This window comes from Ruegeria sp. AM1 (genome assembly GCF_056540745.1).
Genome location: NZ_JBQFXH010000005.1, coordinates 53,357 through 80,161, shown reverse-complemented (window position 1 = coordinate 80,161; position 26,805 = coordinate 53,357). Strand labels below are relative to the sequence as shown.

Sequence of the window (26,805 nt, the reverse complement as noted above, 5' to 3'; positions counted from 1 at the left end):
TATGCAAGACACGCGCCTCACGCCGCTTTTATCCATCGCGGGCCTCGTGGCGTTATGGATTGTTGCCGCCTCGCTGACCGCAGACCACCAGATTCTGCCGCAGCCTTGGGATTTGATCCCCCGGTTCCAGCAGGAGCTCGCTTCCGGAGAATTGCTGCGGAGCCTTGGCGCAACCCTGTTGCGGGTGATCTGGGCGTTTGCGCTGGCGATGACCTTGGGCACGATCATTGGCCTGTCGATGGGGCGGTCAGATGCGCTGAACCGTTGGCTCGACCCCTGGCTGGTGATCTTCCTGAACCTGCCCGCATTGGTTCTGATCGTGCTCTGCTATCTCTGGATCGGGCTGACTGAAGCGGCGGCGATCACGGCGGTGACGCTGAACAAAATCCCCAACGTTGCAACGATCCTCCGCGAAGGGGGCAGGGCCTTAAGCCCCGATCTGGATGCGATGGCGCAGGTCTACCGGATGCCATGGCAAACGCGTCTGCGCCATGTGATCCTGCCACAGCTTGCCCCGTTCATCGCGGCGGCTGCACGGTCGGGCCTCTCTCTGATCTGGAAGATCGTGCTGGTGGTCGAGTTCCTCGGGCGCTCCTCCGGCGTCGGGTTTCAAATCCACCTGTACTTTCAGCTTTTTGATGTGGCGATGGTGCTGGTTTATGCGTTCTCCTTCATCGCGGTTATGCTGGTTGTTGAGTGGCTGGTTCTGCAGCCGTGGGAACGCAAAGCCCGACGCTGGAGAGCCGCATGATCCAGATCGACATCCGGCAAAAGCAGTTTGGAGATGATGCCGTGTTGGGACCGATCTCATTCGACATCGCAGCCGGAGAAACGGTTGCGCTGACCGGGCCATCGGGCATCGGAAAGACGACGCTGCTGCGGGTGGTGGCGGGGATTGATCCAGACTTTGATGGCCAGATAGCGCGGCCGGATCGGCTGGCGATCGTGTTTCAGGAACCCACTCTGCTGCCGTGGCGTTCGGCATTGGATAATCTGACCCTGATCCATCGCGAATTGTCACGCGCTGATGCAGAAGCTGTCCTGTCTGACGTTGGGTTGGCAGGAAAGGGGGAGCTGTTCCCCGGCCAATTGTCCCTTGGTCAGCAGCGTAGGCTGTCGCTGGCGCGCGCCTTTGCCGGGCAGCCGGAGTTCCTGATTATGGACGAGCCCTTTGTCTCTCTGGACTCCGAAACAGCCGAAACGATTCTGTCCCTGACCGAGGCTCTGATCGCGCAGCACCGCCCGGCCACCCTGTTCGTCACCCATTCGAGCCCCGAGGCACAACGGCTTTCTGACCGGATACTCACCCTGATCTCCGGACCAGAGGGGGCGGTTTTAGGATAGGGCTACTCCGCAGGTTCGGTGGCCGCGCCGGGGGCGACACGGTAGATAAAAGGCGCATCCGCTTTGGCGGCATGGTCATTCGCCTGATCCTGCAACGCCTGATGATGGGGCGATTTGATGCAAACGGGATCGGTGGCACTTGCGTCTCCGATAACGGCCATGGCCTGACAGCGGCAACCCCCGAAATCGATGGTTTTGCGTTCGCAGCTTTTGCACGGGTCCGACATCCACTCGGTGCCGCGATAAGCGTTGAACGCGCTGCCATGGTACCAGATATCCGCCAGCGGTTTGTCCTGCACCCGGTCAAAGGTCAGATGCGGGATGGATTGGGCCGCATGGCATGGCAGAACCTGACCGTCGGGCGCGACGTTCAATCCGGTGGTGCCCCAACCGCCCATGCACCGCTTGGGATAATCATCGTGGTAATCCGCCGGAACGTAATCGATGACCAACTGCCCTTTCAGCGCTTTGCGAGCTTCTGTCACCTGTTGCGTGACGTCGTGCGCTTGCTCCCGCGTGGGCATCAAGGCGTCCCGGTTCTTCAAGGCCCAGCCGTGGAACTGAACTGTTGCAACCTCGATCCGCCGCGCGCCCATCTCCTGTGCCAGTTCCAGCGCGCGTGGCAGTTGGTGCGCATTGTGACGGTGTAGGACGAAGTTCAGGGTCAGCGGAAATCCGATCTGCTTGATCCACCCGACCGTTTTCATCTTGCGATCAAACCCGCCCCGGTAACCGCCCACCTTATCCGCCATCACGGCATCAGTGCCTTGAAGAGAAAGTTGGATATGGTCCAGACCGGCCTCGTCCAACTCATGCAGGCGGCGTTCAGACAGCCCGATCGCCGAGGTGATCAGGTTGGTGTATAACCCAGCCTCGCGCGCAGCCTCGACCAGCGCGATCAGATCCCGGCGCGAGGCAGGCTCACCGCCTGACAGATGTAGTTGCAAAACACCAAGCGCCGCCGCTTCTCTGAACACACGCGCCCAGGTTTCGGTGTCCAACTCGCTGTCGAGCTTGGCCATCTCGACGGGGTTGGAACAATAGGGGCAGGACAGCGGGCACCGATGCGTCAACTCGGCCAACATGGCAATGGGGGGCGGGGCCTTTGCCTGCATCAAATCACATCCAGAAAACGCCGCGCCCGCAGGGCATCCAGAAAGCCGGAACTGTCTTCGGCAATCTGTTCTTCCGGCGCGCTGTATTTCTCGGACAATATCGCGGTGATCTGACCAAAGCTGCGCTGGCCGTCAACCTCGCTCAATATCGCATGTCCGATCTGATCCAGGGTCACGGCGCGCTCGGGGGCCAACAGGACCCATTTCTCGCGGACGGAATCGTATTGAATGCGAACACCGCGCGGGAGTAAGGGGACCTCCTGCGCCAGCATCACGAGGCCCGCCGCATCAGCAAGCCAGTGTCCGGCTGCCAGGCCCCCGGAGGAATTCGCGCAGGTTCTACATAAGCGCCCCACAAGGCATCCAGTTGCGACCAAAGGACATCTGTCTTGAATATCAGCGCCTTGGTCGCCGCGTCCTGCTTTTCAGCGGTGTCCGCATGATCCAACACCCAGGCCAGACCAAAGGCCACATCCTTGGGGGCTTCTTGCAGGCGGTTGCGGAAGTAAGACAGCGAGCTGTCATCCGCAAAATCATAATGCTGAAGCAGGCCTTCGATCCTGTTGGCGTGAATCTTGGGCGCGAAAAGCTCGGTGAGCGAGGCCGCAACCGCCTCCAGCAGGGTCTTTTCACGGACATATCGCACATAAGCATCCACCGCGAATTTGGTTGCAGGCAACACGCCTTCGCAAGAGGCGACGTAGTCAGGGTCCAACCCAACCGCTTCGGCTAGCCGCAACCAACGCTGGATGCCACCTTCGTTGTCATCCGTGCCGTCGTGATCCTCGATCCGAGACCGCCAGGCCCGACGCAGGGCCGGGTCTTCGACGCGGGACATAAAGGCCGCGTCCTTCATCGGGATGGAATGCTGATAGTAGTAACGGTTGATCACCCAGGCGCGCACCTCATCCGGGGTGCATTGACCGCCATGCAGGCGATGATGAAAGGGGTGTAGGTCGTGATACCGCTCAGCTCCGATCTGGCGCAGCCGGGCTTCGAACTCTTCGCGGCTTTGGGTCATAGCGTGATCTCCATTCCATCCTGGCCGATCGTCCAGCCTTTGGCCTGCGCCTCTGCCTTCTCGGCGCTGTCGGGGCGCAAAACCGGGTTGGTGTTGTTCATATGGACAAAGACTTTGCGCCCGATCCGCATATCCGCAAAACCGGCAATCGAGCCGTCAGGGCCATCCATCGACATATGTCCCATACGCTTACCTGTTTTCTGCCCCAGCCCGGCGCGCACCATCTCATCGTCCTGCCAGAGGGTGCCGTCAAAAAACAGAAGGTCGGCACCGTCGAGCTGTGCCCGCAATTTGGGCGTCAAAGCCGCGCAGCCCGGGATATAATAGGCCGTTTTCCCTTGTACCCTCAGCGCAACCCCTACTGTCTGTTCGCCCACCAGATCGGTCTGAACATGGTCCCCTTCGAGATACAGCGGTACTTTTCCGGGCACCGGGAACAGGGTCGCCTCGAGACCGGAAATCAACTCGAACGGTTCATTCAACGAGATCGGCGTGCGTGTCACAACGGAAGCGTTCAGGGCGTCGAAAATCGGGTTTTGTGCAATAACGTCCTGAATGCTCTGGGTCGCAAACAGCGTGAACGGCTGCATTTCTCGCAATGTGAGCAAACCGGCCACGTGGTCGATATCGCCGTTTGTCACCAGCACCGATTGAACAGGCATCTCTCGCAGCCCCGTCGGAAACAAGAGGGGCGTGGCGCCCAGCTGCATTCGAATGTCCGGTGAAGCGTTAAGGATGGCCCAGTTTTGACCATCGGGGGAAACGGCAAGCGACGATTGCGTCTGCGCAGGGATCGCTCCGCGTCGCGCCAGATTGCAGTTCTCACATCCGCAATTCCATTGCGGAAGGCCGCCGCCAGCAGCGGCCCCAAGTATTATTGCGCGCAACGTCATCTAATGTTGGCGCTTGCGGCTGATCAGATCAGGCCGCCACCACGCTCATCATCATGATCGGGGCCGTACATGTTGATTTCCATACCGCATTCGATTTCGCGGATAACAGGTTTGTTCCAAGCCATATCGGGGTCCTCCTCCTAAGATGTGCTTGCAATCAATGTGGCAGGTCTAATGCGCCCGTGCGACTCTTAATTCATAAGAGGGCTTTAGACTTTGGTCGGTACTCAGGCATCATCCGGCAGTGGCGCGATCCCTTTGAGGCAAAATCCTTGGTTGCGTATAGTTTTGATTTCAAACCCAAAATCAGAGGAGCCTAACTTTTTCCTCAGGTAACCAATATAGACGTCGACCACATTTTCGTTACTGGACCCCTCCTGCGACCAGAGCGTGTCAAACAGCTCACCGCGTGAGATCGGGGATCCGGCTTTGCTGTTGAGCAGCGTAAGCAGATCGAACTCGCGTTCGGTCAGGGTAATGCGGGTTTCCCGGATGGCAACGGTTCTGTCCTGTGCCGAAATCCGCGCGGGATCGGGGCGTTGCGACAGGACGCGTTGTTCCTGCACCTGCAACCGGGCGACAAGTTCGTCAAAGCTGAAAGGCTTCACCACGTAATCATCGGCCCCGGCTTCAAGCCCTGCGGCGCGATGGTCGACATCAGACAGGGCCGAGAGCATCAGTATCGGGATCGCAACGCCAGCCGCACGCGCAGCCCGGACCAGTTCGACGCCGCTGTCCGTTCCCAGCATGACATCCACAATCGCGCCCGAGAATGCACCGCTTTTCAGTCGCTCCAGCCCTTGCTCGGCGCGGTTTTCGGCCTCGGCTGAATACCCGTGCAGCGACAGGCCCCGCACAAGCGCTGACGTGATTTTGGGATCGTCATCTATGATCAGCAATCTGGAAGTCATGGAGATATTCTATGCCTCTGCCAGCGGTAATCGAATGCAGACATTTGTACCGGCATTGGTGCCCAAAGCGCTGACCTGCGGGACAGGGCTGGTGACCGAGATCGATCCGTCATGGGCCTCGACGACCCATCTGGCCAGCGCCAGCCCGACGCCGAACCCCTGACTGTTTGCCGCCCCGCCCTGGACAAACCGTTCAAAGACCTGGGTCTGAGCGCTTTTGGGAATGCCGGGACCGTTATCCGTAAGTTGTATCAGCGCCATCCCATCTGCTGTATGGCCCGAAAGGGACAGGGTCTTGCCATCGCGTGCATGCCGGATCGCGTTACGTATCAGGCTGAGCAGGACCTGGCGCAGCCAGTTCGGATCGCAAGACAACAAACAACCTGGGAACGCGCCTGTTTCGAGCTGCATATTCGCGCTGTCGATTTCAGGCTGAATGTCACTCACAACCGTTTGCATCAATTCGGGCAGCGCGATTTGAGTTGGCTCCAACGCCAGTTCACCGGTCTCAGATCGTGCGACCCGCAGCAGGTCATCAATGCGCTGGTTCAGTTTTGCGGCGCTGTTTTCGATGGTAGCCAGAACCTCGGGTGCGGTCTGGGTATCGCGCTGTCCAATCTGGGCTTCCATCATGATTACCGTGAGCGGTGTGCGCAGTTCGTGGCTGATATCAGCGAAAAAGCGGCGCCGGTTTTCATCAGTCTTCGATAGCGTATTATTTGCCGCACTGAGTTCCCGCGTGCGCTGGGCGATGGTCTCATTCAACTGGGCCCATTCTGCTGCAACCTCGTCCTGACGGTGTCTCAGGGCAGCCGCCATGCGATTGGTTTCACCATAGAGCTGGCCGATTTCGTCATTGCGGGTTTCCGGCAGCGAAATGGCAAACTCTGATTTACCGACCTGTACTGCGGCGCCGCGCAGCCGATCCAGCCGCGAAAACTGCGGCCGCACCAGACCAAAGTAGAACCACGCTGTGCTGAGCAGCGCGAACACCGCGAGCGCCAGAGCGACCCAGGTCAATGTCAGACGGGTTCTTTCGATCCCGGCCAGAATCGCATTGCGGAACAGAACCTCGGTGTTCACGGCCTGGCTGAGCAACGGGTCAAACGCAGACGCAAACGAGTCGATATGGGCGCGCAACCGCGCCTGATCGGCCTCAGTATCTGCAAGCCCGTTGAGTGTGTTGGCAAGAAGCGCCTCCATTCTGGCCAGCCCGAGGGATTGCGTGCCGTATCGGGATTGTTCATCCAGCCCCAGCGATTGAACGGCGGCCACCGCCTGTTCCACATCCGAGCGGAGGTGTTGAAACGTGGTCCCGATCTGGTCCCGGATCGTGGACAAGCGATCAATGCGGGTTTCAGCAGATTGGCCGGTCTGAACGGACTCGGTTGCGATCACAAGAAAGGTGGCGGCCTGCGTCGACAGAGCGGCATAGCGCGCCATGCGGGTCTCTGAGGCCAGCGCCGTTTCCAAACGGTTGGCGACCGTCTGCATCCCGAAATAGAGGATGGCCGCCGTCAATAATGTGCCCGATCCAAGCACAACCGCGCCAAGGCCCAGACGGGTTTTCAACAGCAGGCTGCGCTTGGTTGGATTTGGCTCGGTCGTCATGATTTCCGCTTCATCAGACCACGGGCCGGATCATATCCCCAAACCGCGATTGTGCAGAGCACGGCGGTTGACACCAGAACCCATAGCAAAGCGCCCCAGTTGATTTGCAGATAAAGCAGAAACCGGATCAGCTCGACCACATGGGTGAACGGGTTGAGCGCGCAGATATCACGCAGCAAAGGCGAGCTTTCGGCCATTTTCCAGAGCGGATAGAGCGCGGAAGACAGGAAGAACATCGGGAATATGACAAAGTTCATCACGCCCGCAAAATTCTCAAGCTGCTTGATGAAACTGGACAGCACCAGCCCCAGCGCGCCCAGCATCAGACCGCCCAGAACCAGCCCCGGCAGAACCGCGACATAGCCGGGCAGGGGCAACACAATTCCGAACAGCGCGGCCAGCGCTAGAAACGTATAGACCTGCAGGATAGAGATCGCCGTGGACCCCAGCAGACGGCAGAACAACAGCCACCACCGCGGGAAGGAACTGGTCAGCAGCAAGCGCATCGAGCCCATCTCGCGATCATAAACGAGGCTGAGAGAGCTCTGCATCCCGTTGAATAGCAAAACCATCGCGCAGAGGCCCGGCACGATATAGGTCTCATAGGTGATGTAGGTCTGATAAGGCGGGATGATCGACAGGCCAAGCGCCGCCCGAAAGCCCGCCGCGAAGATCAGCAGCCACACCATGGGCCGGACCAGAGCGGCGAGGAACCGTTCGCGCTGATGAATGAACCGCAGAAACTCCCGCCCGATGATGGCGCGTGCGACGCCCCAGAAACCGCTCATGCCGGAACCTCGGTCTGTGACAGGAACCAATCGGACAGGGTTTGATCCCCGCGCAGGTCTGCGGTCTGCCCGCGGGCAAGGATCTGACCGCGATGCAGCACCAGCAATTGGTCATCATCGCGCACTTCGTCCGTCAGGTGCGTCGCCCACAAGACGCAAAGACCCTGCGCTGCCAGATCATGCACATGGTCGGTGATCGAGTGCCGCGCCGCTGCATCCAGCCCAACGGTCGGCTCATCCAGCAGCAACACCGAGGGGTCATGCAGCAGAGCGCGGGCCAGCTCCATCCGGCGGCGATGCCCGCCGTTCAGGTCGCGCACGCGTTCGCCCGCGCGCTCACGCATGTTCAGTCGTTCCAGCGCTGCGTCGATGCGGGCGGGAGTGTCTGATCGCGGCAACCCGTGCAGAGCGGCGAAATAGGTCATGTTTTGGCGCACCGTCAGGCCCAGATCCAGAGTTGGCTGCTGAAAGACCACGCCCAGTTTCGCCAGTGCCTTGCGAGGGGCCTGACGCAGGTCGTAGCCCGCGACACTGATGTCTCCGTCCGGTGCCACAAGCAACCGGGTCAGCAGCGACACCAGCGTTGATTTCCCGGCCCCGTTCGGCCCGAGCAGGGCGCAGAACGTGCCGGGCGCCACGTCGAATGAGACAGAGTCCAAAGCGGCCTTGGCGCCATAGCGAAAGCTCAGCTCGCGTACGGCGAGACCGGTGTTGGCTTTCGCTGAAGACCGCGTTTCTGGCATTCTTCCTCCGTTCCCAGATGTGGGCTTGCTGGCAGCTTGCAATGTCGGGTCGCGTTTCTCAACCATGCAGTCAGGGGGGCCACCGCGACTTAAGTATGCGAAGCTTCACGGATTTGTTATGTATCCCAACAGCGACGGCGCTGATAAAATCGGCGTTATACCAATCGGAAAGGGCCCTAATGTCCCTACATCGGCGCGACGCAATGCAGGTAAGCCTTGGGGCATTGATGTGCCTTGCTTTGCCGCTGCGCGCTCAGGATCTGGTGGCTTTGCCGAATGTCACAACTCTTGAAGAACTGGTCGTCGGCTTTGCCGGTGGAGCTCCGATTGAAAGCGGCGATGTATCGGTGGATATGGAGCCTATGGCAGAGGACGGCTATCGCGTTCCGGTGGTCATCACTGCGCCTGCGGCGGATGAGGTCATGTTGATCGCCCCCGGTAATCCGGTTTTGCCGGTGCTTCGGGCCCGGTTCGGGCCGCTGGCCGGGGCGCATGCCATCTCGACACGTATGCGGTTGGGACAATCCCAAGAGGTGCTCGCCCTGGCGCGCCTGCCGGATGGCAGCGTGCAACAGGGCTCGCGATCTGTTTCAGTGGTCGTTGGCGGATGTGCGTGATGGAGGTGTTTTGACATGGCTGCAGGTGTCAGAACGCGCATCAAAGTGCCCAAAGAGGCGCGCGCCGGAGAGGTGGTGACGATCAAGACGCAGATCACCCACCGCATGGAATCCGGTCAGCGTCATGATCCCGATGGCCAGCTTGTCCCCCGGTCAATCATTCATCGCTTTTTGTGCGAGTTCGAAGGTGAGGTGGTTATCGACCTCGATATCGGCCCGGGTATCTCGACAAATCCGTTCTTTGAATTTCAGGCGATTGTCCCGGGCCCGGGTGTCTTCACCTTCAGCTGGTTCGATGATGACGGCGCGATCTATACCAACAGCCACGCAATCTCGGTGATATGAACATGCCGACGAAAGTGGCGGTTCTGATTGCGTACGGAATTTGCAAGCGTTGGATGTTGAGGGATCTCGGATGCGAGATGCGGAAACCCGCTCTGGCCGCCTGCGTCTGTTTCGGCGTCTTGTTTGGAGCCGAGTTGCGCGCCGGTGCGGAGGGCGGCGATGTCGAATTGGGGGCCTATTTGTCTGCGGAATGCGTGACCTGCCATCAGGCAAATGCCGTCACGGGCGGTATCCCGCAGATTGTCGGGCTTGATCCGGACGCATTTGTGAATGCGATGCTGGCCTACAAGACCAAGCGGCGGGACCACCCCATCATGCAGATGATGGCGGGGCGTCTGAACAACGAGGAAATCGCAGCGTTGGCGGCCTATTTCAGCTCGCTTGAGTGACAAGACCGCGGGGAGGGATGCAGATGACATGGAATAGACGTAAGTTTCTGGGCGCTGCGACGGGTGTTCTGTCAGCCCCGGCGGTGCTTGCGGAAGGCAGCGGAAAGCCCCGGGTCGTCGTCATTGGTGGCGGGGCTGGCGGTGCCACAGCGGCCCGGTACATCGCCAAAGACAGCGATGGCGCAATAGATGTAAACCTCGTCGAGCCGTCACAGGTTTATTTCAGTTGCTTTTTCTCGAACCTCTATATCGGCGGCCTGAAATCGATTGATGAGATCGGCCACACCTATGGCGCGTTGGCTGCAAACTACGGGATCAACGTTATCCATGACTGGGCCATAGCGGTTGACCGGGCTGGTAAGACCGTGACGTTGGCGGGTGGCCAGGTACTGCCCTACAACAAGCTGATCCTGGCGCCGGGTATTGATTTCGTCGAGGAGTCCGTTCCCGGGTGGGCCCTGTCGGCGCAGAACAAAATGCCCCACGCCTATGAAGCCGGTTCTCAGTCGCAGCTTCTGCGCGCTCAGATTGAGAACATGCCCGAAGGCGGAACGTATGCGATGGTTGCGCCTCCAAACCCCTATCGCTGCCCGCCGGGACCATACGAGCGTATTTCGATGGTGGCGCATGTTTTGAAGACAACCAATCCAACGGCCAAAATCATCATTGCCGACCCCAAGCCGAAATTCTCTAAAATGGCGTTGTTCGAAGAGGGTTGGGCCACACATTACCCGGGCATGATCGATTGGATCGGTGAAGATTTTGGCGGTGGAGAGGTATCGGTTGATCCCGATCAGATGACGCTGACGATTGACGGCGAAGAAATGGCGGTCGATGTCTGCAATGTCATTCCGGCGATGAAGGCAGGGCGCATTGCTGAGCTTGCCGGTGTCACGGATGGCCGATGGGCCCCTGTTAACGCGGCTGACATGTCGTCGAAAGCGGATCCGGATGTTTATGTTCTGGGGGATGCCAGTGAACAGGGGGATATGCCAAAATCCGGATTTTCGGCCAATTCGCAGGCCAAGGTCTGCGCCAATGCCGTTCGTGGTGCGCTGACCGGGTCACGGGTATTCCCGCCCAGATACGCGAACACATGTTGGTCGTTGATCGCCGTGAATGACGGCGTCAAAGTTGGCGCAACATATGAGGCGACTGAAGAGAAAATAGCCCGCGTCGATGGCTTTATCAGTCAGATCGGCGAAAACTCGGCGCTTCGAAAGACGACGTATGAAGAATCCGAGACCTGGTACGCCGCCATCTCTGCGGACATGTTTCAGTAATCGCTTTGTCGCGGGCGCTGGTGTCCTTACCCGGTCGCATCACTGGCTAGCTCAGATTGCGACCGTTCGTTTCGCATCGACGGGTTTTAGAACTTCTCACGAAGCAAGCCGATAAGCTGACTGGTGATATCATCTGACCGGACAGGAGAACCGTGGCATGGCAGCAATATCGTGGGCGCAACCTTTGACAGTGTTTCGATGGCCCAAGCCTTGTACGTCGACGCATCCTTGACGCCATAGCGTGGAAAGGTGGTCAACATGTCTGCTTTTGTCCCGAAATCACTCGGTGGATGAATTTCCGCACTAAACGCATCGGTGACAATCAACATACGATCAGTCGCCGTAGCGACCTCAACCCAAACCTCACCCGTCTTCAGGCCCTCTGGTTCATGCAGAGTGACTGAATCGGGCAGATGCCCTTGCAATTCGGCAATGGCCGCAAAGCCCATTCCGGTGATCTTTGACAGGCGAGGGCGAGCGGCATCTGAGCAGTAGAGCGCTGCATTTGGAAACGCCTGTGCATGAGCCGCGAGGCCCTTATTGTGGTAGTGGTTTGGCGCCAGAATGGCAGACACTGGCCCCAATTCATCCACCTGTTTAGCCAAGGCTTGTTCCAGCCCGGCCACCGGGCTGTAAAGGCATAGACTGCCATCAAGCAGCTGCAGGGCTGCGCTGCTCAACTTACCCAACCGTGATGTTAAGACACCTTCAAAGCCGTCAATCGGCAGGAATTGCTTTGTCATTCTGAGGCTCCGAGTTCCGTGAGCATGTTGCACATAAGTTCGACCAGTGCCCGGCCCGCCGTTTGGTCTCCGCGCGCGCGGTTTTGGGCATGTATGCCCATGACCGCTGACACCAGAGCCTTTGCCATATCTGCAGGTTCGATGCCGTCCAAACCGTTTTGCCGGTCGCGTTCGTTTTCCAGGGCGCGTTGGAAATGCTGTTCCAGCGCAGTCCAATAGCCTTGAATTGCTTCCTCCAGGCGCCGACTTTTTATCCGTGTATTTTCGATCCCGGTATTCACGATCAAACACCCAAAGTCGCTTGAGGTGATGGAACCCGGAGTCACCAGCCCTCTTAAGAACGCGGCGGCCTCTGCAACTCCGCCGTCCAGCATGGGCGCCATCTCTCGCGTGATCGCAGCATCGCCGTAGTAGGCGAGTGCCTCAAGAAGGAGCCCTTCTTTGCCGCCAAACTCAGAGCGAATGGCAAACTGATTTATGCCGGTGATTTGCTCTAGTTCTCGAACGCCCAATGCCTGATAGCCATGTTGCCAGAAGGCGGCGCAGGCTTTCTCGATGGCTTCTTGTCGATCATAGGATTTGGGGCGAGGCATCTTTTTGGGTCCGTTTGACTTTTCTATACAGTTGCATAGTAACTATTTCAATGCAACCGCATAGAAATGGAAAGTGAGATGAGAGATGTTGTCTTCCTTGAGCCAAAACCAGCAAGCTACGAAGCGTATGGATATTCTGCTGGGGTCAAAAGTGGAGGATTTCTGTTTCTGTCGGGCCAGGACGGTGTAGACGAGACAGGTGCCGCCGTGGCCGATCCGGTCGCTCAGTTTGACAGGGCATTCGCCAACTTGCGCGACGTGTTGAAGGCGGCAGGGTGTGACCTTGACGACATTGTCGACGTGACGACCTTCCAAGTGGACATGTACGATCATTTCGAAGCATTTGCTGCGGCCAAGCGAAAGGTCTTCCAGAAGCCACCTTTCCCGAACTGGACCGCGATCGGCACTGTTAATCTTGCAGATCCCGAACTGCTGTTGGCGATCAAAACAATTGCCAAGCTTCTCTAGAACGGCACGTTCCGACGCTTCTGGACACTCGCGTACCTCGTAGCATCTGTTACTTCGAATTCATTTGACGCTCTCGCAGCAGCGAGGCGATGGCACAGCGGTTTCGTTATAGGCTTGTCGCTAATGCGCATTTGACCAGGGTATCGTATTTGTCCGCCAGTTTTTGTTGATTTTCCAAGGGCATATCCGGCTTTAAGAGGACCATGCCAGCAAAGGCCGCGTATTCCAAAAGCGCCAGATCAGCAGCTTCGTCTCTGCCCAACCCAAAGCGATCTGCATATATGCTGGCCAGAATTTCAAGCCGCGTTCGGTCAGTCGCTGCGACGATTTCCTCGATTTCCGGTATCCGCCGGGCAAGCTCGCGCAGGCCCAATTCCAGGCCATAGTCAACTTGCAATGCTGCCTTAGTAAGGGATGCTGCGCGCGTCTCGGCGGTGTCGGAATACGAGATGTCTTGCACAACATCCATCGTCGATTGCTGTGTCCAGGCATGCGCCATGGCGTGCAGAAATGCCTTATGGTCTTCGAAATGGTGGTAGAACGATCCGCGCGTTAGGTTCGCGGCTTTACAGATGGCTTCCAGCTTGACCGCTTCGGGGCCGTGCTTTGACAGCTCGGACAACCCCAATGCAACCCAGTCTTTTGCGCTGAGCCTTTGTTTCCTGGTCATATCAGAAGGCCCCATAGCCCCAGTGCAGCGACGGGAACGAACAGCCAGCCCTGCGGCATTTTGAGATGGCTCTTCTTGCGGGTCAGAACGAGGCCGATCCCTGAGAACGCGAACCCGGCGGCGAGGGCCGTCCCGGCCACCGCCAGCCCGCGGTCGTCCAGCATGGCGGCCAACAGAAAGAAACCCGCCATGCAGGCGATAGAAATGCTGGTGAAATGCCAGCACAGATACTGTGTTTCTCGCACGACTTCGTCCAGATCTGCCGCGCCCAACATTGGGCGCGCAATTTCGCGCTCTCCAGCAGTTAGGTGAACAAGTAGCCACAGCAGCGATATCAGCGCGGCAGAGATGAAAAGCCAAAAGCCCATGGTCTGTCCTTCTTGGATAAACATACCTTATTGTATGCTTCTGGGGTAAAACATACAATAAGGTACGTTTGGCGTGCGGAGAACTGCAATGACGCAGTGTGAACCAACATTGCGCAAACGGACCTTTGGCCTTTTGCAGTCCAACTAACGGTTTGAATGTTTCGGTTCAGGACGCGTTCGGCGTTTAACGCTTCGGACTGTGCTGGCATTGGATAGCGCTGTCGGGAAAGGCGCGGGCACCCGGGTTTCAGGTGCCCGACGCGGCGTTTAGTCGGCCTCGAACATGTAGGTATCCTCTTTGCGGCGCACTGTGCCCGTCCCCGGGAATGGCAGATGTGTGGCCGCGACGCGGGAGCCGTCCTGCGCCAGTTCAGCCAGTGTTGCGGCGCGGGTCTGTGCGGCGGCGTCAGGATCAAGATCCAGGGTATAGCCCACATCAGGATAAGAGAAGTGAACCTCTTCTGAGATCACGGTATCGGCGATGATAAAAAGCGTCTCGCCTTTTGACGTGAGCCGCAATCCGGAATGGCCCGGTGTATGCCCCGGCAGAGGCACCAGCGTCAGGCCATTGCCAAGATCGGTTTCCCCACTATGGCGTGTGATGCGCCCCTCCAGCGGGGTGACAATGGACTGGATCAACAGCACGGTATCCCGATGTTCGGCCGGCACCGTGTCAGCCAGGCCGGGCGTCGTCCAAAACCCCCATTCGATGTCGGCCATGTGGATATTGGCACCCGGGAACGGGTTGCCGCGTGTCAGCCCGCCAATATGGTCGGGGTGTAAATGGGTTAACACCACATCGGTGACCGTCAGGTCCTGCAGCGTTGTCAGAGCCTCTCCGGACCGGGGAAACCGCTGCTTGAGATTGTCACCGCTGCCCGTGTCGACCAGCACCTTTCGGTCTTCGATCTCAATAAGCCAGGTGTTTGCACCAACCGTCAGGGCAGTGGGCAGATCAGCCTCGGCACCCTCGGGCAATCCGGCAAACATCTGCACAGGCAGTGTCAGTTCGCCATCGTCAAAGATCGTCACTTTGGCCGCACCGACGGTCAGGGAATTTGTGGGTATTGTTTTGTCCAACATGTTGGGTCTCCTGTTTTGCCATGACATCTGTCCCGGATTGACGTCCCGCAGGCGATTGGCAAAAATGACAAGATGATGATCAAATCGGACAATTCTGCAGTGCAGGTCTGTATTGTCAGCCATCCTGGCGTGATGGAGTCGGCTGTGCTGGGCTTTCAGGATCTGCTGGGCTACGGCGCCGATCAGGCGTCGCTTGCGTTGGGGGTGACAGTTGTCTCAACCCCCGAGGGCGCGGCAGCCCGCAACTGGTCGGCTGTCATCCTGCCGCCATCCTCCGGCGAGGTAATACCGGACGACATACCGTGGATCGCCGATTTTCTGCAGCACAGCAGCGGCAATGGTGCGATCATCTGCTCGGCCTGCACGGGGCTGCTGTGGGTGGCTCAATCTGGTGTTGATCGGGGGCGGCGGGTGACGACCCATTGGAGATTGCATCAACAAATGAACCGCGACTGGCCCGCGCTTCATCTGGATACCAGCCAGATCCTGATTGAGCATAGTGATCTGATCACTGCGGGCGGCATCATGTCCTGGGTCGATCTTGGGTTGGTCTTGGTCGAGCGGCTGGCCGGGCGCGAGGCGGCGCGCGAAGTGGCGCGACATTTTGTGGTCGATCCGGGCCGCCGCGATCAGCGTCGCTATAGCCGGTTTCTTCCTGAATTGCGCCATGGCGACACCGCAATCCTGGCGGCGCAACAGCGGATAGAGGCGACTCTGGCCGATCCTGTTTCGGTCGCCAAGTTGGCAGAGGGGGCTGCCATGACCACGCGCACGTTTTTGCGCCGGTTTAAGAAAGCCACTGGCCTGACGGTCAAGACGTATCAGCAGAGGATCCGGGTCGAGCACGCGCGCGATCTGTTGCTTGACACCGATCTTTCGGTGGCAGCCATAGCGGGTGCGGTTGGATATGCTGACACAACCTCATTCCTGCGGGTCTTCAAGTTGGCGGCTGGCCAGTCGCCTGCGGCTTTTCGGAACGACTTTCAGATGCAGCACAACATCTGACTGACCCGCCGCCCTCATGCATATGGATGTCTTGTCGCGCTGGTCGAGCCAAGGGGGCCTATTGGGCCGCAGTTGCGGACGATGTGTGGCGGTCCTTAATTTCAAGCCTGCTCCAGACGCAGTCATGATCTGACAGGGGCGTCCCGGATGCAGAGATCGATGTCAATAGGCCGGATGTGACCGGCACCAGATCTCGACCCGCCAGCCAATCCAGTTTCATTCTCCGATCGGGGTGAGGTGTGATCAGGCTGGGGCGCGTCGTATGGCCTGGGGCTGTGAAATCCCAGGAATAGCCCCAGTTTTCGGCCAGTTCGAACAAGATTTCATCGCGCCAGTCAAAATCTGGGGGGACACGATTGCCGGTGTTAAGATCGCCACCGATCAGGACGGGCAGGTCAGGGGCGAACTTCTCGATGGCTTGCAGGAGCAGCTCGAACTGATTGTGCCGATGGATAGCATCTGCGTTGCTTTCCAAATGTGTGGATACCACACAGATTGAACCGGCCGTTGTGGGGACCACGGCGGCAATAGCCATCCGGCCTCCGACTCGGGGTTGGCGGGGGTCTGCGGCGCCATCATCGGCGGTGAACCAGTGCCCATGATCGTCAAGGCGGATCAAAGCCGTGCGCTCAAACGGAGCCGAGGACAGGATCGCATTGCCGTGCCAGCCTAGTGCATTGAAATCATCGGTGCAAAACGCGCGCTCGGTCGGGCCACCCAGATCAAGCTCAAGAAACTCGACCCCAAAAGCGTAAACCATGCCCATCGCACGTGCCATCTCTTCGGTTGTATGGCGCTGGGCGGTGCGCGCCATGCCGTGGTCGACCTCGGACAGCAATACGATATCCGGAGCGATCTGGCCCAGGTGAGTGGCGGTGTCTGCGGGGAACAGGCAGCGCTCGACATTCCAGGCCGCGACTGTGAACTGCCCGGGCAATTTATCCGAAATACCCACGCCGCCCTGCTGCAATGCGTTCATCGCAGGCAGGGCCGACAAGAGTTTCCGATGCGCCGCAGATGTACGCGGCGCGGCCAGGATTTCCCTGCGTTGTTCGGGCGTCACGGTCGGAAGGACATCCAGTGTTTCGGTAATCAAAGCATTTTTCCGGTTTCTGGGTTGAACAGGCGCAAAGCTTCGGGATTGAGGGCAATGCGGGTCTCGCCCGTTTCGGCAGGGTGGTCCTTGCCGACCATGACCGTAAAGGGTTGATCGGCGATCGTGCCGTGCAGCAACCTGTGCGCGCCGAGCTCTTCAAGAATATCGACTTGGAACGGCACTTTGCCCTGCGCGTTCAGTTCGACATCCTCGGGGCGGATGCCCATCGTGACCGGGCCGGTATAAGAGGCGGGGACCGGCATCAGCCCATCAAATCCGTTGATGTACAATTGCTGCGCGTCCACGCGCGCCTCGATCAGGTTCATTGGCGGCGCGCCCATGAACGAGGCGACAAAGGTCGATGCCGGGTTGTGGTAAATCTCGGACGGAGTGCCGATCTGTTCAATCTGGCCGTTGTTCAGAACGATGATACGGTCAGCCATCGTCATGGCTTCGACCTGATCATGGGTCACATAGACTGCTGTCGTGCCAAGGCGGCGTTGCAGGGCTTTGATCTCGATCCGCATCTGATTGCGCAGCTTGGCGTCGAGGTTCGAAAGCGGCTCATCAAACAGGAACAACGCCGGATCGCGGACCACCGCGCGGCCCATGGCAACGCGCTGACGCTGACCGCCCGAAAGTTGCGCTGGTTTGCGATCCAGATATTCAGTCAGGTTCAGCATCCTCGCGGCCTCTTGAACCTTGGCGTCGATCTCGGCCACCGGGGTGCCCCGGTTTTTGAGCCCATAGCCGATATTCTTGCGGACCGTCATATGTGGATAGAGCGCGTAGTTCTGGAACACCATCGCAATGTCCCGATCCGCCGGGTCCACGTCATTAACGACGCGGTCGCCTATTTTCAGCGTTCCTTCTGTGATGTCTTCAAGGCCAGCGATCATCCGCAACAGGGTGGATTTACCGCAGCCCGAGGGGCCGACCAGAACGACAAACTCGCCATCCCGAATAGTGAAATTTGTGGTCTCTACGGCCTGAAACCCATTGGGATAGACCTTGCGGATGCCCTCTAATGAAACCTGAGCCATGCGCGTATTCCTTATTTGTCGGATTCTGTGAGGCCCTTGACGAACCAGTTCTGAAAAAAGACGACGATGGCCACTGGAGGGATCATCGCAACGATCGCCAGCGCCAACGCCTGCCCATGTTCGGGGATCTGACCGTCGGTGTAAGACAGCACGATCTGCTTTATGCCGCGGACCAACGTAAAGAAGCTTTCATCGGTCGTGATCAGTGTCGGCCACAGATACTGGTTCCATCCAAAGACGAACATGATGATGAAGATCGCCGCAATCATCGTCCGGCTGAGCGGGACAAGGATGTCGACAAAGAACTTCCATGGGCCAGCGCCATCGATGCGGGCGGCCTCGGCCAATTCCTCAGGGACGGACATAAAGAACTGGCGAAAGAAGAACGTGCCGGTGGCCGAGGCAATCAGTGGTACGATCAGGCCGGTATACGTGTTTGCTAGCCCAAGCTTTTGAATCGCCTCATACGAGGGCAGGATACGCACCTCAAGCGGCAGCAGCAGCGTGGTGAAGATGACCCAGAAGGCCAGCGTTGCAAACCGCAGCCGAAAATAGACAATCGCATAGGCGGCCATCATCGAGATGATGATCTTGCCCAGCGCAAAGCCGATGCCCAAAATGAACGAGTTCATCAGCATCAGCATTCCGTCGACGGTTTTGGTAAAACCGCCCTTTTCGAACATGGCGGCAGTGAAGTTCTTACCTAGATCATCACCCAGGGTCAGTTGCAGCCCCTCGCGATGGATTGTCACCGCATCATGGCTGGCCGTGGTCAGCGCCAACAGCGGCGGCAGGATCATCAGCAATGAGCCGAGCATCAGAACGGCGTGGTCCCCGATCGCCGCCCAGCGAATTCTGCGAGGGCGGCGGGCGATAGCGGGTGTTTCAAGTGTTGTATCAGCCATGGATAAAGACCCCCCTCAGGTATAGTGAATCCGGCGTTCAACCAGCCGAAATTGAAATACGGTCAGGATCAGAACCAGAACCATCAGGACAACGGATTGTGCGGATGACCCCCCCAGATCATTCCCACGGAAACCGTCCAGATAGACCTTGTAGACCAGCGTCATCGGATTGTTCCCAGGTTCCCCCTTCATCAGCGCATCGATGATGCCGAATGTGTCGAACAGCGCATAGGTGATGTTGATGATCAGCAGAAAGAAAGCGGTTGGGGCCAGCAGCGGAAAAGTGACCTGCCAGAAGCGCCCCGTAGCGGATCGGTTGTCGATCATCGCCGCCTCACGTACAGAGCGCGGGATGGATTGCAGGCCCGACAGGAAAAAGATGAAGTTCACCGGAATCTGTTTCCAGACGGATACGATGATCATCGTCGTTGCGGTTGCGTTGTAGTCGACGCCCAGTTTGAAATCCCAACCGAACATCTGGAAGAATTTGGTCAGGGGGCCCGTGCTCTGATCGAAGAACAATATGCCGAGGAACCCGGCAACGGGTGGCGCGATAGCATAGACCCACATCAGCAGGGTTCGATAGGATTTCGCCCCTCGGATCACCTTGTCGGCCTTGACTGCCAGCAATAGCGCGATAGCCAGCGAGAAAAAGGTGACGAGAACCGAGAAAACAACCGTGAACCATGCGATGCGTTTGTACTGACGGTTGTCCAGTAGCGAGGTGTAGTTGTCAGCGCCGACAAAGGTTGAACCGAACCCGAATGGGTCCTGCAGAAATAACGACGATTGCAGCGCCCAGCCGGCAGGCCAATAAAAGAAGATGGCGATGATCATCATCTGTGGCAGCAAAAGCGCCACAGGCAGCCAGATGGTATCAAAACCCGCGCGTTTCATGATTTGTCCGTTCCGAAAAAGATGATGGCCGCATCATAAAGATGCGACCATCCTTGGGGGTGATCCCCAGAGTTAACTCTGGGTTTTACCAAAGCGGGCCAACAGTTCGTTGGCTTCCTCTTCGATGGTTTTGAAAGCGGTTTCCACGTCGGTTTCACCGGTCAGGATGCGGCCATATTCGCGGTTCATGATGTCACGGATCTGCACGTAAAAACCCATGCGATAGCCTTTGGTGTTGTCACCGGCCTTAGCCTGCAGCTGGTTCACACCCACTTCGGCAGCCGGGAACCGGTCATAGTGGCCGTCTTTCTTGGCAACGTCATAGGCCGCTTCGGTGATCGGCACATACCCGGTTTCCTGATGCCAGAAATACTGGGTTTCAGGCGCGGTCAGAAAGCGGAAAAATTCAGCCGTTGCCTTGTTTTCCTCGTCCGACTTGCCGGACATCGCAAACAGGGCAGCGCCACCGATGAAGGTTTGTGTTGGCTCAGCGGTCACACCTTCCCAATAGGGCAGTTCAACCGCGCTGAATTCAAACGGCAGGTCTTTCTGCAGCAGGCCGCCGAACGAACCTGATGAGCCCAGCCACATCGCGACCTTGCCTTCTTCGAACGGCTTTGCGTTGTCGCCCCAGCCGGTGCCGTACCATTCGAACAGACCATCGTCTTTCCATTCGGTCACAGCGGTGAAATGCGCTTTGATTGCATCATTGTTCACCAGGATCTTTGTGTCCGTGCCGTCATAGCCGTTGTTGTTGGTCGCAAACGGCAGGTTGTGGCGCGACATGAAGTTTTCGGTGAAAATCCAGGGCAGATGCGATTGGCTCAGTGCAATGTAGCCTGCGTCTTTCAGGGCTGGGGCGGTGGTCGACTGAAACTCTTCCCAGGTTTTGGGCGCGGTGACACCGGCGGCCTCGAGCGCGTCGACATTGTAGTACAGGATCGGCGTGGACGAGTTGAACGGCATACCGATCATCTTGCCATCGCTGTCGGCATAGAAATAACGAACACCGGCGATATAGTCGTTGATGTCGAAGTTAACCCCATTGTTGGCCAGCAGATCCTGAACCGGGATGGTCGCGCCTTTTGCGCCGATCACGGTGGCGGCACCCGCGTCAAAGACCTGCATGACGTTGGGTTGTTCGCCCGCGCGGAACGCAGCAATACCGGCTGTCAGCGTTTCTTCGTAGCTGCCTTTGTAGACCGGGGTGATAGTGTATTCGTCTTGCGATGCGTTGAAATCTTCGGCGATTTTGTTGACGGTTTCGCCCAGTTGGCCGCCCATCGCGTGCCACCAAGTGATTTCGGTTTCAGCAACGGCTGCGGTCGCGGCAAAGGCGACAACGGCAGCGGTCGCGCAGCGTTTCAGGTTGGTCATTTCGATCCTCCGGTTCGGGAACAGCCCTAGGTGTTGGCAGACAAGCCCTGTTGTTGGGACTGACCCCTCATCATGAAAAGTTTGATGCAAACGGGAGAACCCCGCGCGCCGTACACAGGCTGTGCACAGGCGGTCACGTACGAGTGTCGTATGACAGTTCAGTGAAAGATTTATTGCAGTATTGATAAATTGTGAGGGGCCGGATGACTGCTTGGAGATGGTTGAGGGCAGAGCAAAATCTACCAGCAGGGCCTGCTCTGCCGTACCTCAGTCCCTAACCTCAGGGGCTTTTTCTCTGACCGATGTGATCGATCGCTGCGGTGCAAAGTCAGCACCGCAGCCGTTCTTTTGGAGGTGGTCAGAGTATACATGCGCCTCCGAAATGGTGGGCAAACACTTATGAGTAGTCGTAGGCAGATGGTACAAATTCGTACCGCCCGGCCACGTGATCGACATAGCCAAAGCCGGGGAATTCGAGATGCGCTCCGGTCACCTGCATGCCGTCTGCCACAGCTCTGTCCAGCATCTGCGAACGTGTGGCGACGGTCTGTGACGGATCCATGTCAAAGGCCACGAGCCAGTCTGGGTTGTCAAACTGCAATCGGGGCAGATGGATCAAGTCCCCCCAGAACAGCAGGTCGTCGCCGTTGCTGTGCAACTGAAAACCTGCATGGCCCGGCGTATGCCCCGGCATTGAGAGGGCCTGAATCCCGGGCAGCAACTCCTCTTCGTGCTCAAAAAGGGTGACCTGTTCGCCGTAGGGCAGGGTCATGTTGCGGGCAATTTGCACAAACGGCTGCACCTGATCCGGAAGCGCATCTGCGGCCGCGCCGTGCCAAAACTCCCACTCTGTCTTGCTCACCTTGATCTCTGCGTTGGGGAACAGTCGCTCAGAGCCTGACATCATGCCGCCGATATGGTCGGGGTGTAGGTGGGTTATCAGCACCGTATCTATGTCAGCCGGATCAATGCCGGTCTGTTTCAGCGCGGCATGATACCCGCCTGTTTTCGGAGAGAACCCTGGTACGGTTCCGGTGTCGATGGCGATCTTTTGGCTGCCCGTGTCTATGATATGCCCCAGGACAGGCAGGGGCCGTGTTGCGTTGAAAGGGGGCAGATGCTGGCGTTTGAGTGCCTGATCTGCCTTTTTCTGATCAAATCCGATGATCAAATCGGACCCAACATCGATCGTTCCATCCAGGAGGACAAAGACCTCAACAGTTCCGATGCGTCGTTTTGAATAAGACGGCAGGCTGCCAGCACTTAGGTGACCGTCGGCAGCATGCAGCACCGTCGGTTTTGCCAAAAAAGGCGCTGCCAATGTGGTTGCACCGGCCAGTGTGAGAAGGTTTCTCCGTGTAAATTTCATAAGGGTTTCCTATGGTCTGTGTTGAGATCAAAATCTAAATTTTGATATAAAGAGCCATAGTCCGAGCGGATAGGCCGGAGGTTCTTATGGTAGGTATAAGCAATACTTGGGGGTCTAAGTGGATCGGTTGGGATATCTGGAAAGCTTCCTTGAAGTCTTGGATCAAGGCTCTTTGAGTGCTGCGGCAAGGGCTCGTAATGTCAGCCAGCCGGCGATAAGCCAGCAGATGGCCGCGTTGGAGGCTGATTTCGGCACGCAATTGTTGCAGCGCACGCAATCCGGAACCATGGCAACGCGCGCCGGCAGTATTGTTGCCCGACATGCCTCTGCCATGGTTGCGATGCACCAGAGGATGCGCGCAGACATCTCTGCCTTGGCAACAACTGCGGGTGGCGAACTGCGCATCAGCATCAGCAAAGTTATGGGGGAGAATCCGGTGGGGCATGCACTGCAGGCGCTACATGCCGCCTATCCGGATTTGAAGCTGACGGTCAAAGTCGAAGATCGCTTGGTTGACGTCGCAAAAGAAGGGTATGATTTGGCGTTGAGGACGGGTGACATCGGGTCCTCTGATGCGATTGTGCGCAAGATTGGTCAGTTTGAAACTGTGCTGGTCGCGGCTCCGTCGTATTTGGATCGCTTTGGCCGCCCCAAGCACCATTCGGACATGGGTCAACATGCTTTTATCCAATATGCTGATCATCGTGTTTACGGCTTTCACACCGTGCGCAAAGATGATCAAGAGGCTGAGATCGAACTGGCCACGAAGCTGACCGTGGATACCCCGTCGCATTTGATGAACGCGCTGCTGGATGGTCTTGGATATGCCCGACTGCCGCGTGTTCTGGCGGAGGAGTGCATTCAGAACGGATCACTGGAAATCATGCTTGCAGAATACACCATTGAACCAAAAGACATCTTTATCGTGTACCCGCATCGGCACGCCATTACGGAAAGTACCCGTGTTGTCGTTGATGCGATTTATCGCGGGCTGACCAATTACGGCGGTACGCATATCGTTCGGCATCAGGATTTGCTGCCAACGCGTGGTCTGTGTCGCATCGCAGAATGACATGGCCGTGTTTGAAAACTGCCAGGGGTGCAGGGGCCGCGGGCCGCCCCTGCTAATACCGCTACGCGAGGGGATCGAAGCCGATATCCGTCAGTTGCACAAACAACAGGCTGTCATCTTCCAGGATCGGGTTGTTGTCATCAGCCTGCAGATTGGTCAGGCTCAGATCTTCGGCCTGAATACCGGCGATGGTCGTGACGTTGCCACCGTTGCCCAGCACCTCAACCTCAAGGTTGCCATCGACTTCGCGGATGTCGATCTGATCGGCGCTGAGCGCGTTGAAGTCGAACACATCCGTCGCCGGGTCGAACCCTTCGATCAGGGTCTGCGCCCCCCAGTTCCAGTTGATCTCGACCGTGCCGTCCTGAGGGCCGGTTTCGGGCGTGTCCTCGGGGTTCTCTGACCCGCCTCCGGTGTCATAGATGCTGCCGGTCAGATCGCCTGTCTGGGTCTGGAACCCGTCGGTGGTGGCGCCTGCCGGTGCCTCGGGCGTCAGCAGCTCGGTCCGGTCGACCAGTGTGACGGCATCCTGATCAAACCCGAACGGCGTTTCCAGATTGTCCTCGATCACCTGATCGAAATGAAACTCGACCAGACCGGGGATCAAATCCGCCTTGGTGACATCGGTGAAGGTAAAGCTCTGCCCGCTGGGCAGGGACGAAATCACCAGACCGGCCTCTGTGTCTTCGACGTTCAGCCGTTCGCGCGTGCCAAAGTAGAGAAAGCTGATCTTCATAGCCGCTGGATCGAAATTGTCGATCACCTCGGACTGACCATATTCGTGGCTACGGATATAGACCGTATCGGCCTCACGCGGGCCCACGCCCTGTTCCCAGGACACTACGCCGCCCATGTCCTGACGGAAATGTTCATTCCTGACGATGCCAAAGCTGTCGATGGTCACATCCTGAAATCCGACGCCCTGAACGATCTGGGCCGCATCCGACCACGGGCTGTCGATCACAATCTCGCCCGATGGCGATTTGGTCACGATCATGCCGTGGACCGAGGTGCCGCCGAAATCTAGCTGATCGACCGCCGGGTCGAAATCGGTGATGTCATCCGCGTTGCTGTCTGCGCGGAAAATGCGGCCCCCGGCCTCGGTGGTGCCGATCACCTCGGGCGGGTTTGATCCCTCCGAGTCGTAGCTCAGCTCGTACCCACCGCTTTCGGGGGTCGAAACCTCTTGCCCGATCACGCTGGCGATTTCGTTCAGCACGCCCTGATTGTCGGCCGAGAAATTGGCGATGTCCAAATCGTCCAGTGCGATGCCGGTGAACACGGTTTGCGTGGTGACCCCGTCTGCGGTGATGCTGATGCGGACGGTGGTACCCAGCGCGTCGCCGGATTCCTCGAAAATTTCGAAATCGCTGGCCGCGACATCGCTTGCGATCTCGATCACGTCGCCCATCTGGGGCATGAACCCATCAATCACCTGCGCCGGGCTGTCATAGCCAAGTGTCACGTGCATATGTGTGTGGCCGCCGGTGTTGTCATGCCCCTCGCCGGGCGCGATCAGCGTCGCCAGCTCGGCCCGCGCGGTGGCATCCAGCGCATTGATGTTGGCCCCGTTGAGCGCATCCAGAGACACACCCTGCAGCGTTACGCTTTGGTTGTTCGACGGGACCGAGATCACGACCGATCCGCCCTCTTGCGCAATCTCAAGCGCATCGGCGCCGATCCAGTCGATGAAAATCGTATCTGTTGCCGGGTCGAAATCTGTCACAACCGTATTGGCGCCCCAGGTCCAGGTTACGACCACGTCGGCGTTTTCTTTGGTGATCGTCGCGTTGTCGAAAGCGTCCGATGCATCATGCGGCGCCGGGTCGGGGGCTGGCGTTGGGTCCGGATCAGGGTCCGGCGTCGGGTCGGGATCAGGGATCGGGTCCGGATCAGGCTTGGATGTGGCCGAGCCGTCGCCCACAAGCGCCAGGATTTCGGCCGCGGCTGTGCTGTCCAGAATTGTGAAGTTGTCTGCGCTCAACTGCGCAAGCGTCACGCCTTGCAGCGTCAGAGACTGCAGGTTGGACGGCACCGCAAAAACGACCGAGCCGTTCTGCTCCGTGATCTCAAGATCGGCTGCCGAAATCCAGTCGACAAAGATCGTGTCCGTGGCCGGATCAAAATCGGTCACCACCGTGTCTGCGCCATAGGACCATGTCAGCACCACATCGGCGACAGTGGCATCGACGCCAGCATCGCCGCCGGTGCCGCTCTCGGGCGCACCGCCTGTGCCGCCGCCCGGTGTGCCCAGCCCTTCGTCCCCGGTTTTGCGATCCTCAAAAAAGGCGATCATCTCGCTGACCGAGGGGCTGTCGAACCCGCCGAACTGGTCGATGTATTGCAGGATCGACGTCCCGTATTCGTCGGTCGACACCGCGCCGCCCAGCAGCAGGTTCAACGTGCCATAGGGACCGCGCAGATGGGCAGCGGCCAGGATGCCGGTCAGCGTCAATTCGACCGTGACCGTCGCGCCGGACCCGTCGGTATAGGTGGTCGTCTGACCGATAAAGTCACTCAGGCTTTGCCCGGCGTTCTGCAAACCGTTTTCGATGATCTGCAGGTTCAGGCCAAAAGCTTCCTGAATGGCGACGGTCTGGGCCTCTTCGGTCATGAACTCTTCCAGAGAGGTCACGCCATTCTTGCCGGTCCAGGTGCCATCCCAGGTATTGGTCGAGGCGCCATTGCCGTAGAACTGATCGTCGTCATAATATCCGAGGTCGATCAGCAGCGCTTCGCCGAACTGGAACCCGACAAACCCAAGCGAATTCATCGAGCGGTAGGCCATTGATTGCCATTCGTCGTCAGTCAGGTCGCCCCAGCTTGTGTAATCGGGGAAAAACTCGGTGACTTCGCCGCCCGCCCATGCGTTCAGCTGCCAGTCCTGAATGACGCCTGATTCATATCTGTCGCGATCCCAGCCGGATTCAAAGGCCAGCAGCGACGAAAGGAAATCGTTGAATGTGCCGTTAGACATGTCAATTGTGCTTTCTCGTTTGAGTTGAAAATTCGACCCTTGGTCTCAGCACAGTTAACAACGCACATGAACGTTTCAT

30 protein-coding genes are annotated in these 26,805 nt (G+C 58.1%); 9 read left to right on the top strand and 21 right to left on the bottom strand.

What is annotated here, in order from left to right:
- Nucleotide 1 precedes the first annotated feature (1 nt).
- Together ACR0I7_RS12945 and ACR0I7_RS12940 are read left to right on the top strand one after the other, a co-directional pair.
- A complete protein-coding gene (locus ACR0I7_RS12945; RefSeq protein WP_480511651.1) occupies nt 2–751 on the top strand; it encodes an ABC transporter permease in 750 nt (249 codons plus the stop codon).
- Entirely contained in the window at nt 748–1,344 is a 597-nt protein-coding gene (locus ACR0I7_RS12940; protein ID WP_480511649.1) for an ABC transporter ATP-binding protein, read from the top strand. Before ACR0I7_RS12945 ends, ACR0I7_RS12940 begins: the two co-directional genes overlap by 4 nt.
- A gap of 2 nt (nt 1,345–1,346) precedes the next feature.
- Here ACR0I7_RS12940 and pqqE read toward each other — a convergent pair whose 3' ends face one another.
- The 9 genes from pqqE to ACR0I7_RS12895 form a co-directional block, all read right to left on the bottom strand.
- The gene (gene pqqE, locus ACR0I7_RS12935; protein ID WP_480511647.1) at nt 1,347–2,459 is read right to left on the bottom strand and encodes a pyrroloquinoline quinone biosynthesis protein PqqE; all 1,113 of its coding nucleotides are present in this window, start codon (nt 2,457–2,459) and stop codon (nt 1,347–1,349) included.
- Nucleotides 2,459–2,731: a pyrroloquinoline quinone biosynthesis peptide chaperone PqqD gene (gene pqqD, locus ACR0I7_RS12930; RefSeq protein ID WP_480511645.1), complete on the bottom strand. Its 273-nt coding sequence runs from the start codon at nt 2,729–2,731 to the stop codon at nt 2,459–2,461. The genes pqqE and pqqD overlap by 1 nt, the downstream gene beginning before the upstream one ends.
- Nucleotides 2,731–3,480, bottom strand: a complete 750-nt coding sequence (pqqC, locus tag ACR0I7_RS12925; protein ID WP_480511644.1) for a pyrroloquinoline-quinone synthase PqqC — start codon at nt 3,478–3,480, stop codon at nt 2,731–2,733. The genes pqqD and pqqC overlap by 1 nt, the downstream gene beginning before the upstream one ends.
- On the bottom strand, nt 3,477–4,373 hold the full coding sequence (gene pqqB / locus ACR0I7_RS12920) for a pyrroloquinoline quinone biosynthesis protein PqqB (protein ID WP_480511642.1): 897 nt from the start codon (nt 4,371–4,373) through the stop codon (nt 3,477–3,479). Before pqqB ends, pqqC begins: the two co-directional genes overlap by 4 nt.
- A gap of 23 nt (nt 4,374–4,396) precedes the next feature.
- The gene (gene pqqA, locus ACR0I7_RS12915; RefSeq protein ID WP_120634970.1) at nt 4,397–4,498 is read right to left on the bottom strand and encodes a pyrroloquinoline quinone precursor peptide PqqA; all 102 of its coding nucleotides are present in this window, start codon (nt 4,496–4,498) and stop codon (nt 4,397–4,399) included.
- A 102-nt stretch (nt 4,499–4,600) separates the two neighbouring features.
- Complete coding sequence (locus ACR0I7_RS12910) at nt 4,601–5,284, bottom strand: response regulator transcription factor (protein ID WP_480511640.1); 684 nt, start codon at nt 5,282–5,284, stop codon at nt 4,601–4,603.
- Nucleotides 5,285–5,293: 9 nt separating this feature from the next.
- Nucleotides 5,294–6,895, bottom strand: coding sequence for a sensor histidine kinase (locus ACR0I7_RS12905; protein ID WP_480511638.1), 1,602 nt, complete (start codon nt 6,893–6,895; stop codon nt 5,294–5,296).
- Nucleotides 6,892–7,683 (bottom strand): ABC transporter permease, encoded by a 792-nt coding sequence (locus ACR0I7_RS12900; RefSeq protein WP_480511636.1) that lies wholly within the window; start codon nt 7,681–7,683, stop codon nt 6,892–6,894. The genes ACR0I7_RS12905 and ACR0I7_RS12900 overlap by 4 nt, the downstream gene beginning before the upstream one ends.
- Complete coding sequence (locus ACR0I7_RS12895; RefSeq protein WP_480511634.1) at nt 7,680–8,426, bottom strand: ABC transporter ATP-binding protein; 747 nt, start codon at nt 8,424–8,426, stop codon at nt 7,680–7,682. Before ACR0I7_RS12895 ends, ACR0I7_RS12900 begins: the two co-directional genes overlap by 4 nt.
- 179 nt (nt 8,427–8,605) lie before the next feature.
- Between ACR0I7_RS12895 and ACR0I7_RS12890 the strand changes: the two genes are divergently transcribed.
- From ACR0I7_RS12890 to ACR0I7_RS12875, 4 genes are all read left to right on the top strand, one after another.
- On the top strand, nt 8,606–9,043 hold the full coding sequence (locus ACR0I7_RS12890) for a thiosulfate oxidation carrier protein SoxY (RefSeq protein ID WP_480511632.1): 438 nt from the start codon (nt 8,606–8,608) through the stop codon (nt 9,041–9,043).
- Nucleotides 9,044–9,058: 15 nt separating this feature from the next.
- A complete protein-coding gene (gene soxZ / locus ACR0I7_RS12885; protein ID WP_480511630.1) occupies nt 9,059–9,388 on the top strand; it encodes a thiosulfate oxidation carrier complex protein SoxZ in 330 nt (109 codons plus the stop codon).
- A gap of 77 nt (nt 9,389–9,465) precedes the next feature.
- Nucleotides 9,466–9,777, top strand: coding sequence for a c-type cytochrome (locus ACR0I7_RS12880; protein WP_480511628.1), 312 nt, complete (start codon nt 9,466–9,468; stop codon nt 9,775–9,777).
- Nucleotides 9,778–9,800: 23 nt separating this feature from the next.
- Entirely contained in the window at nt 9,801–11,060 is a 1,260-nt protein-coding gene (locus ACR0I7_RS12875; protein ID WP_480511626.1) for an FCSD flavin-binding domain-containing protein, read from the top strand.
- An 86-nt stretch (nt 11,061–11,146) separates the two neighbouring features.
- Here the strand turns inward: ACR0I7_RS12875 and ACR0I7_RS12870 are convergent, their stop codons facing one another.
- Nucleotides 11,147–11,803, bottom strand: a complete 657-nt coding sequence (locus ACR0I7_RS12870) for a hypothetical protein (protein WP_480511624.1) — start codon at nt 11,801–11,803, stop codon at nt 11,147–11,149.
- On the bottom strand, nt 11,800–12,396 hold the full coding sequence (locus ACR0I7_RS12865; protein ID WP_480511622.1) for a TetR/AcrR family transcriptional regulator: 597 nt from the start codon (nt 12,394–12,396) through the stop codon (nt 11,800–11,802). Before ACR0I7_RS12865 ends, ACR0I7_RS12870 begins: the two co-directional genes overlap by 4 nt.
- A gap of 66 nt (nt 12,397–12,462) precedes the next feature.
- Between ACR0I7_RS12865 and ACR0I7_RS12860 the strand changes: the two genes are divergently transcribed.
- Nucleotides 12,463–12,864, top strand: coding sequence for a RidA family protein (locus ACR0I7_RS12860; protein WP_480511620.1), 402 nt, complete (start codon nt 12,463–12,465; stop codon nt 12,862–12,864).
- Nucleotides 12,865–12,970: 106 nt separating this feature from the next.
- Here the strand turns inward: ACR0I7_RS12860 and ACR0I7_RS12855 are convergent, their stop codons facing one another.
- The 3 genes from ACR0I7_RS12855 to ACR0I7_RS12845 all read right to left on the bottom strand — a co-directional run bounded on the left by ACR0I7_RS12855 (nt 12,971) and on the right by ACR0I7_RS12845 (nt 14,985).
- Entirely contained in the window at nt 12,971–13,534 is a 564-nt protein-coding gene (locus ACR0I7_RS12855) for a TetR/AcrR family transcriptional regulator (RefSeq protein WP_480511619.1), read from the bottom strand.
- A complete protein-coding gene (locus ACR0I7_RS12850; RefSeq protein WP_480511617.1) occupies nt 13,531–13,902 on the bottom strand; it encodes a hypothetical protein in 372 nt (123 codons plus the stop codon). The genes ACR0I7_RS12855 and ACR0I7_RS12850 overlap by 4 nt, the downstream gene beginning before the upstream one ends.
- Nucleotides 13,903–14,169: 267 nt before the next feature.
- A complete protein-coding gene (locus ACR0I7_RS12845) occupies nt 14,170–14,985 on the bottom strand; it encodes an MBL fold metallo-hydrolase (protein WP_480511615.1) in 816 nt (271 codons plus the stop codon).
- A 72-nt stretch (nt 14,986–15,057) separates the two neighbouring features.
- Here ACR0I7_RS12845 and ACR0I7_RS12840 point away from each other — a divergent pair, with 72 nt between their 5' ends.
- Nucleotides 15,058–15,990, top strand: a complete 933-nt coding sequence (locus tag ACR0I7_RS12840; protein WP_480511613.1) for a GlxA family transcriptional regulator — start codon at nt 15,058–15,060, stop codon at nt 15,988–15,990.
- A gap of 58 nt (nt 15,991–16,048) precedes the next feature.
- On the opposite strand, the gene ACR0I7_RS12835 is transcribed toward ACR0I7_RS12840, so the two are convergent.
- The 6 genes from ACR0I7_RS12835 to ACR0I7_RS12810 form a co-directional block, all read right to left on the bottom strand.
- A complete protein-coding gene (locus ACR0I7_RS12835; RefSeq protein WP_480511611.1) occupies nt 16,049–17,086 on the bottom strand; it encodes an endonuclease/exonuclease/phosphatase family protein in 1,038 nt (345 codons plus the stop codon).
- Nucleotides 17,083–18,129: an ABC transporter ATP-binding protein gene (locus ACR0I7_RS12830; RefSeq protein ID WP_480511609.1), complete on the bottom strand. Its 1,047-nt coding sequence runs from the start codon at nt 18,127–18,129 to the stop codon at nt 17,083–17,085. Before ACR0I7_RS12830 ends, ACR0I7_RS12835 begins: the two co-directional genes overlap by 4 nt.
- Before the next feature lie 11 nt (nt 18,130–18,140).
- Nucleotides 18,141–19,034: an ABC transporter permease subunit gene (locus ACR0I7_RS12825; protein ID WP_480511607.1), complete on the bottom strand. Its 894-nt coding sequence runs from the start codon at nt 19,032–19,034 to the stop codon at nt 18,141–18,143.
- A gap of 15 nt (nt 19,035–19,049) precedes the next feature.
- Nucleotides 19,050–19,931, bottom strand: coding sequence for an ABC transporter permease subunit (locus ACR0I7_RS12820; RefSeq protein WP_480511606.1), 882 nt, complete (start codon nt 19,929–19,931; stop codon nt 19,050–19,052).
- 72 nt (nt 19,932–20,003) lie between these two features.
- Nucleotides 20,004–21,308 (bottom strand): extracellular solute-binding protein, encoded by a 1,305-nt coding sequence (locus tag ACR0I7_RS12815; RefSeq protein WP_480511604.1) that lies wholly within the window; start codon nt 21,306–21,308, stop codon nt 20,004–20,006.
- A 397-nt stretch (nt 21,309–21,705) separates the two neighbouring features.
- Nucleotides 21,706–22,677, bottom strand: coding sequence for an MBL fold metallo-hydrolase (locus ACR0I7_RS12810; RefSeq protein ID WP_480511602.1), 972 nt, complete (start codon nt 22,675–22,677; stop codon nt 21,706–21,708).
- Nucleotides 22,678–22,795: 118 nt separating this feature from the next.
- Here ACR0I7_RS12810 and ACR0I7_RS12805 point away from each other — a divergent pair, with 118 nt between their 5' ends.
- Nucleotides 22,796–23,749 (top strand): LysR family transcriptional regulator, encoded by a 954-nt coding sequence (locus tag ACR0I7_RS12805; RefSeq protein ID WP_480511600.1) that lies wholly within the window; start codon nt 22,796–22,798, stop codon nt 23,747–23,749.
- Nucleotides 23,750–23,810: 61 nt separating this feature from the next.
- Here the strand turns inward: ACR0I7_RS12805 and ACR0I7_RS12800 are convergent, their stop codons facing one another.
- The gene (locus ACR0I7_RS12800) at nt 23,811–26,726 is read right to left on the bottom strand and encodes a hypothetical protein (protein WP_480511598.1); all 2,916 of its coding nucleotides are present in this window, start codon (nt 26,724–26,726) and stop codon (nt 23,811–23,813) included.
- Between the last annotated feature and the right edge of the window lie 79 nt (nt 26,727–26,805).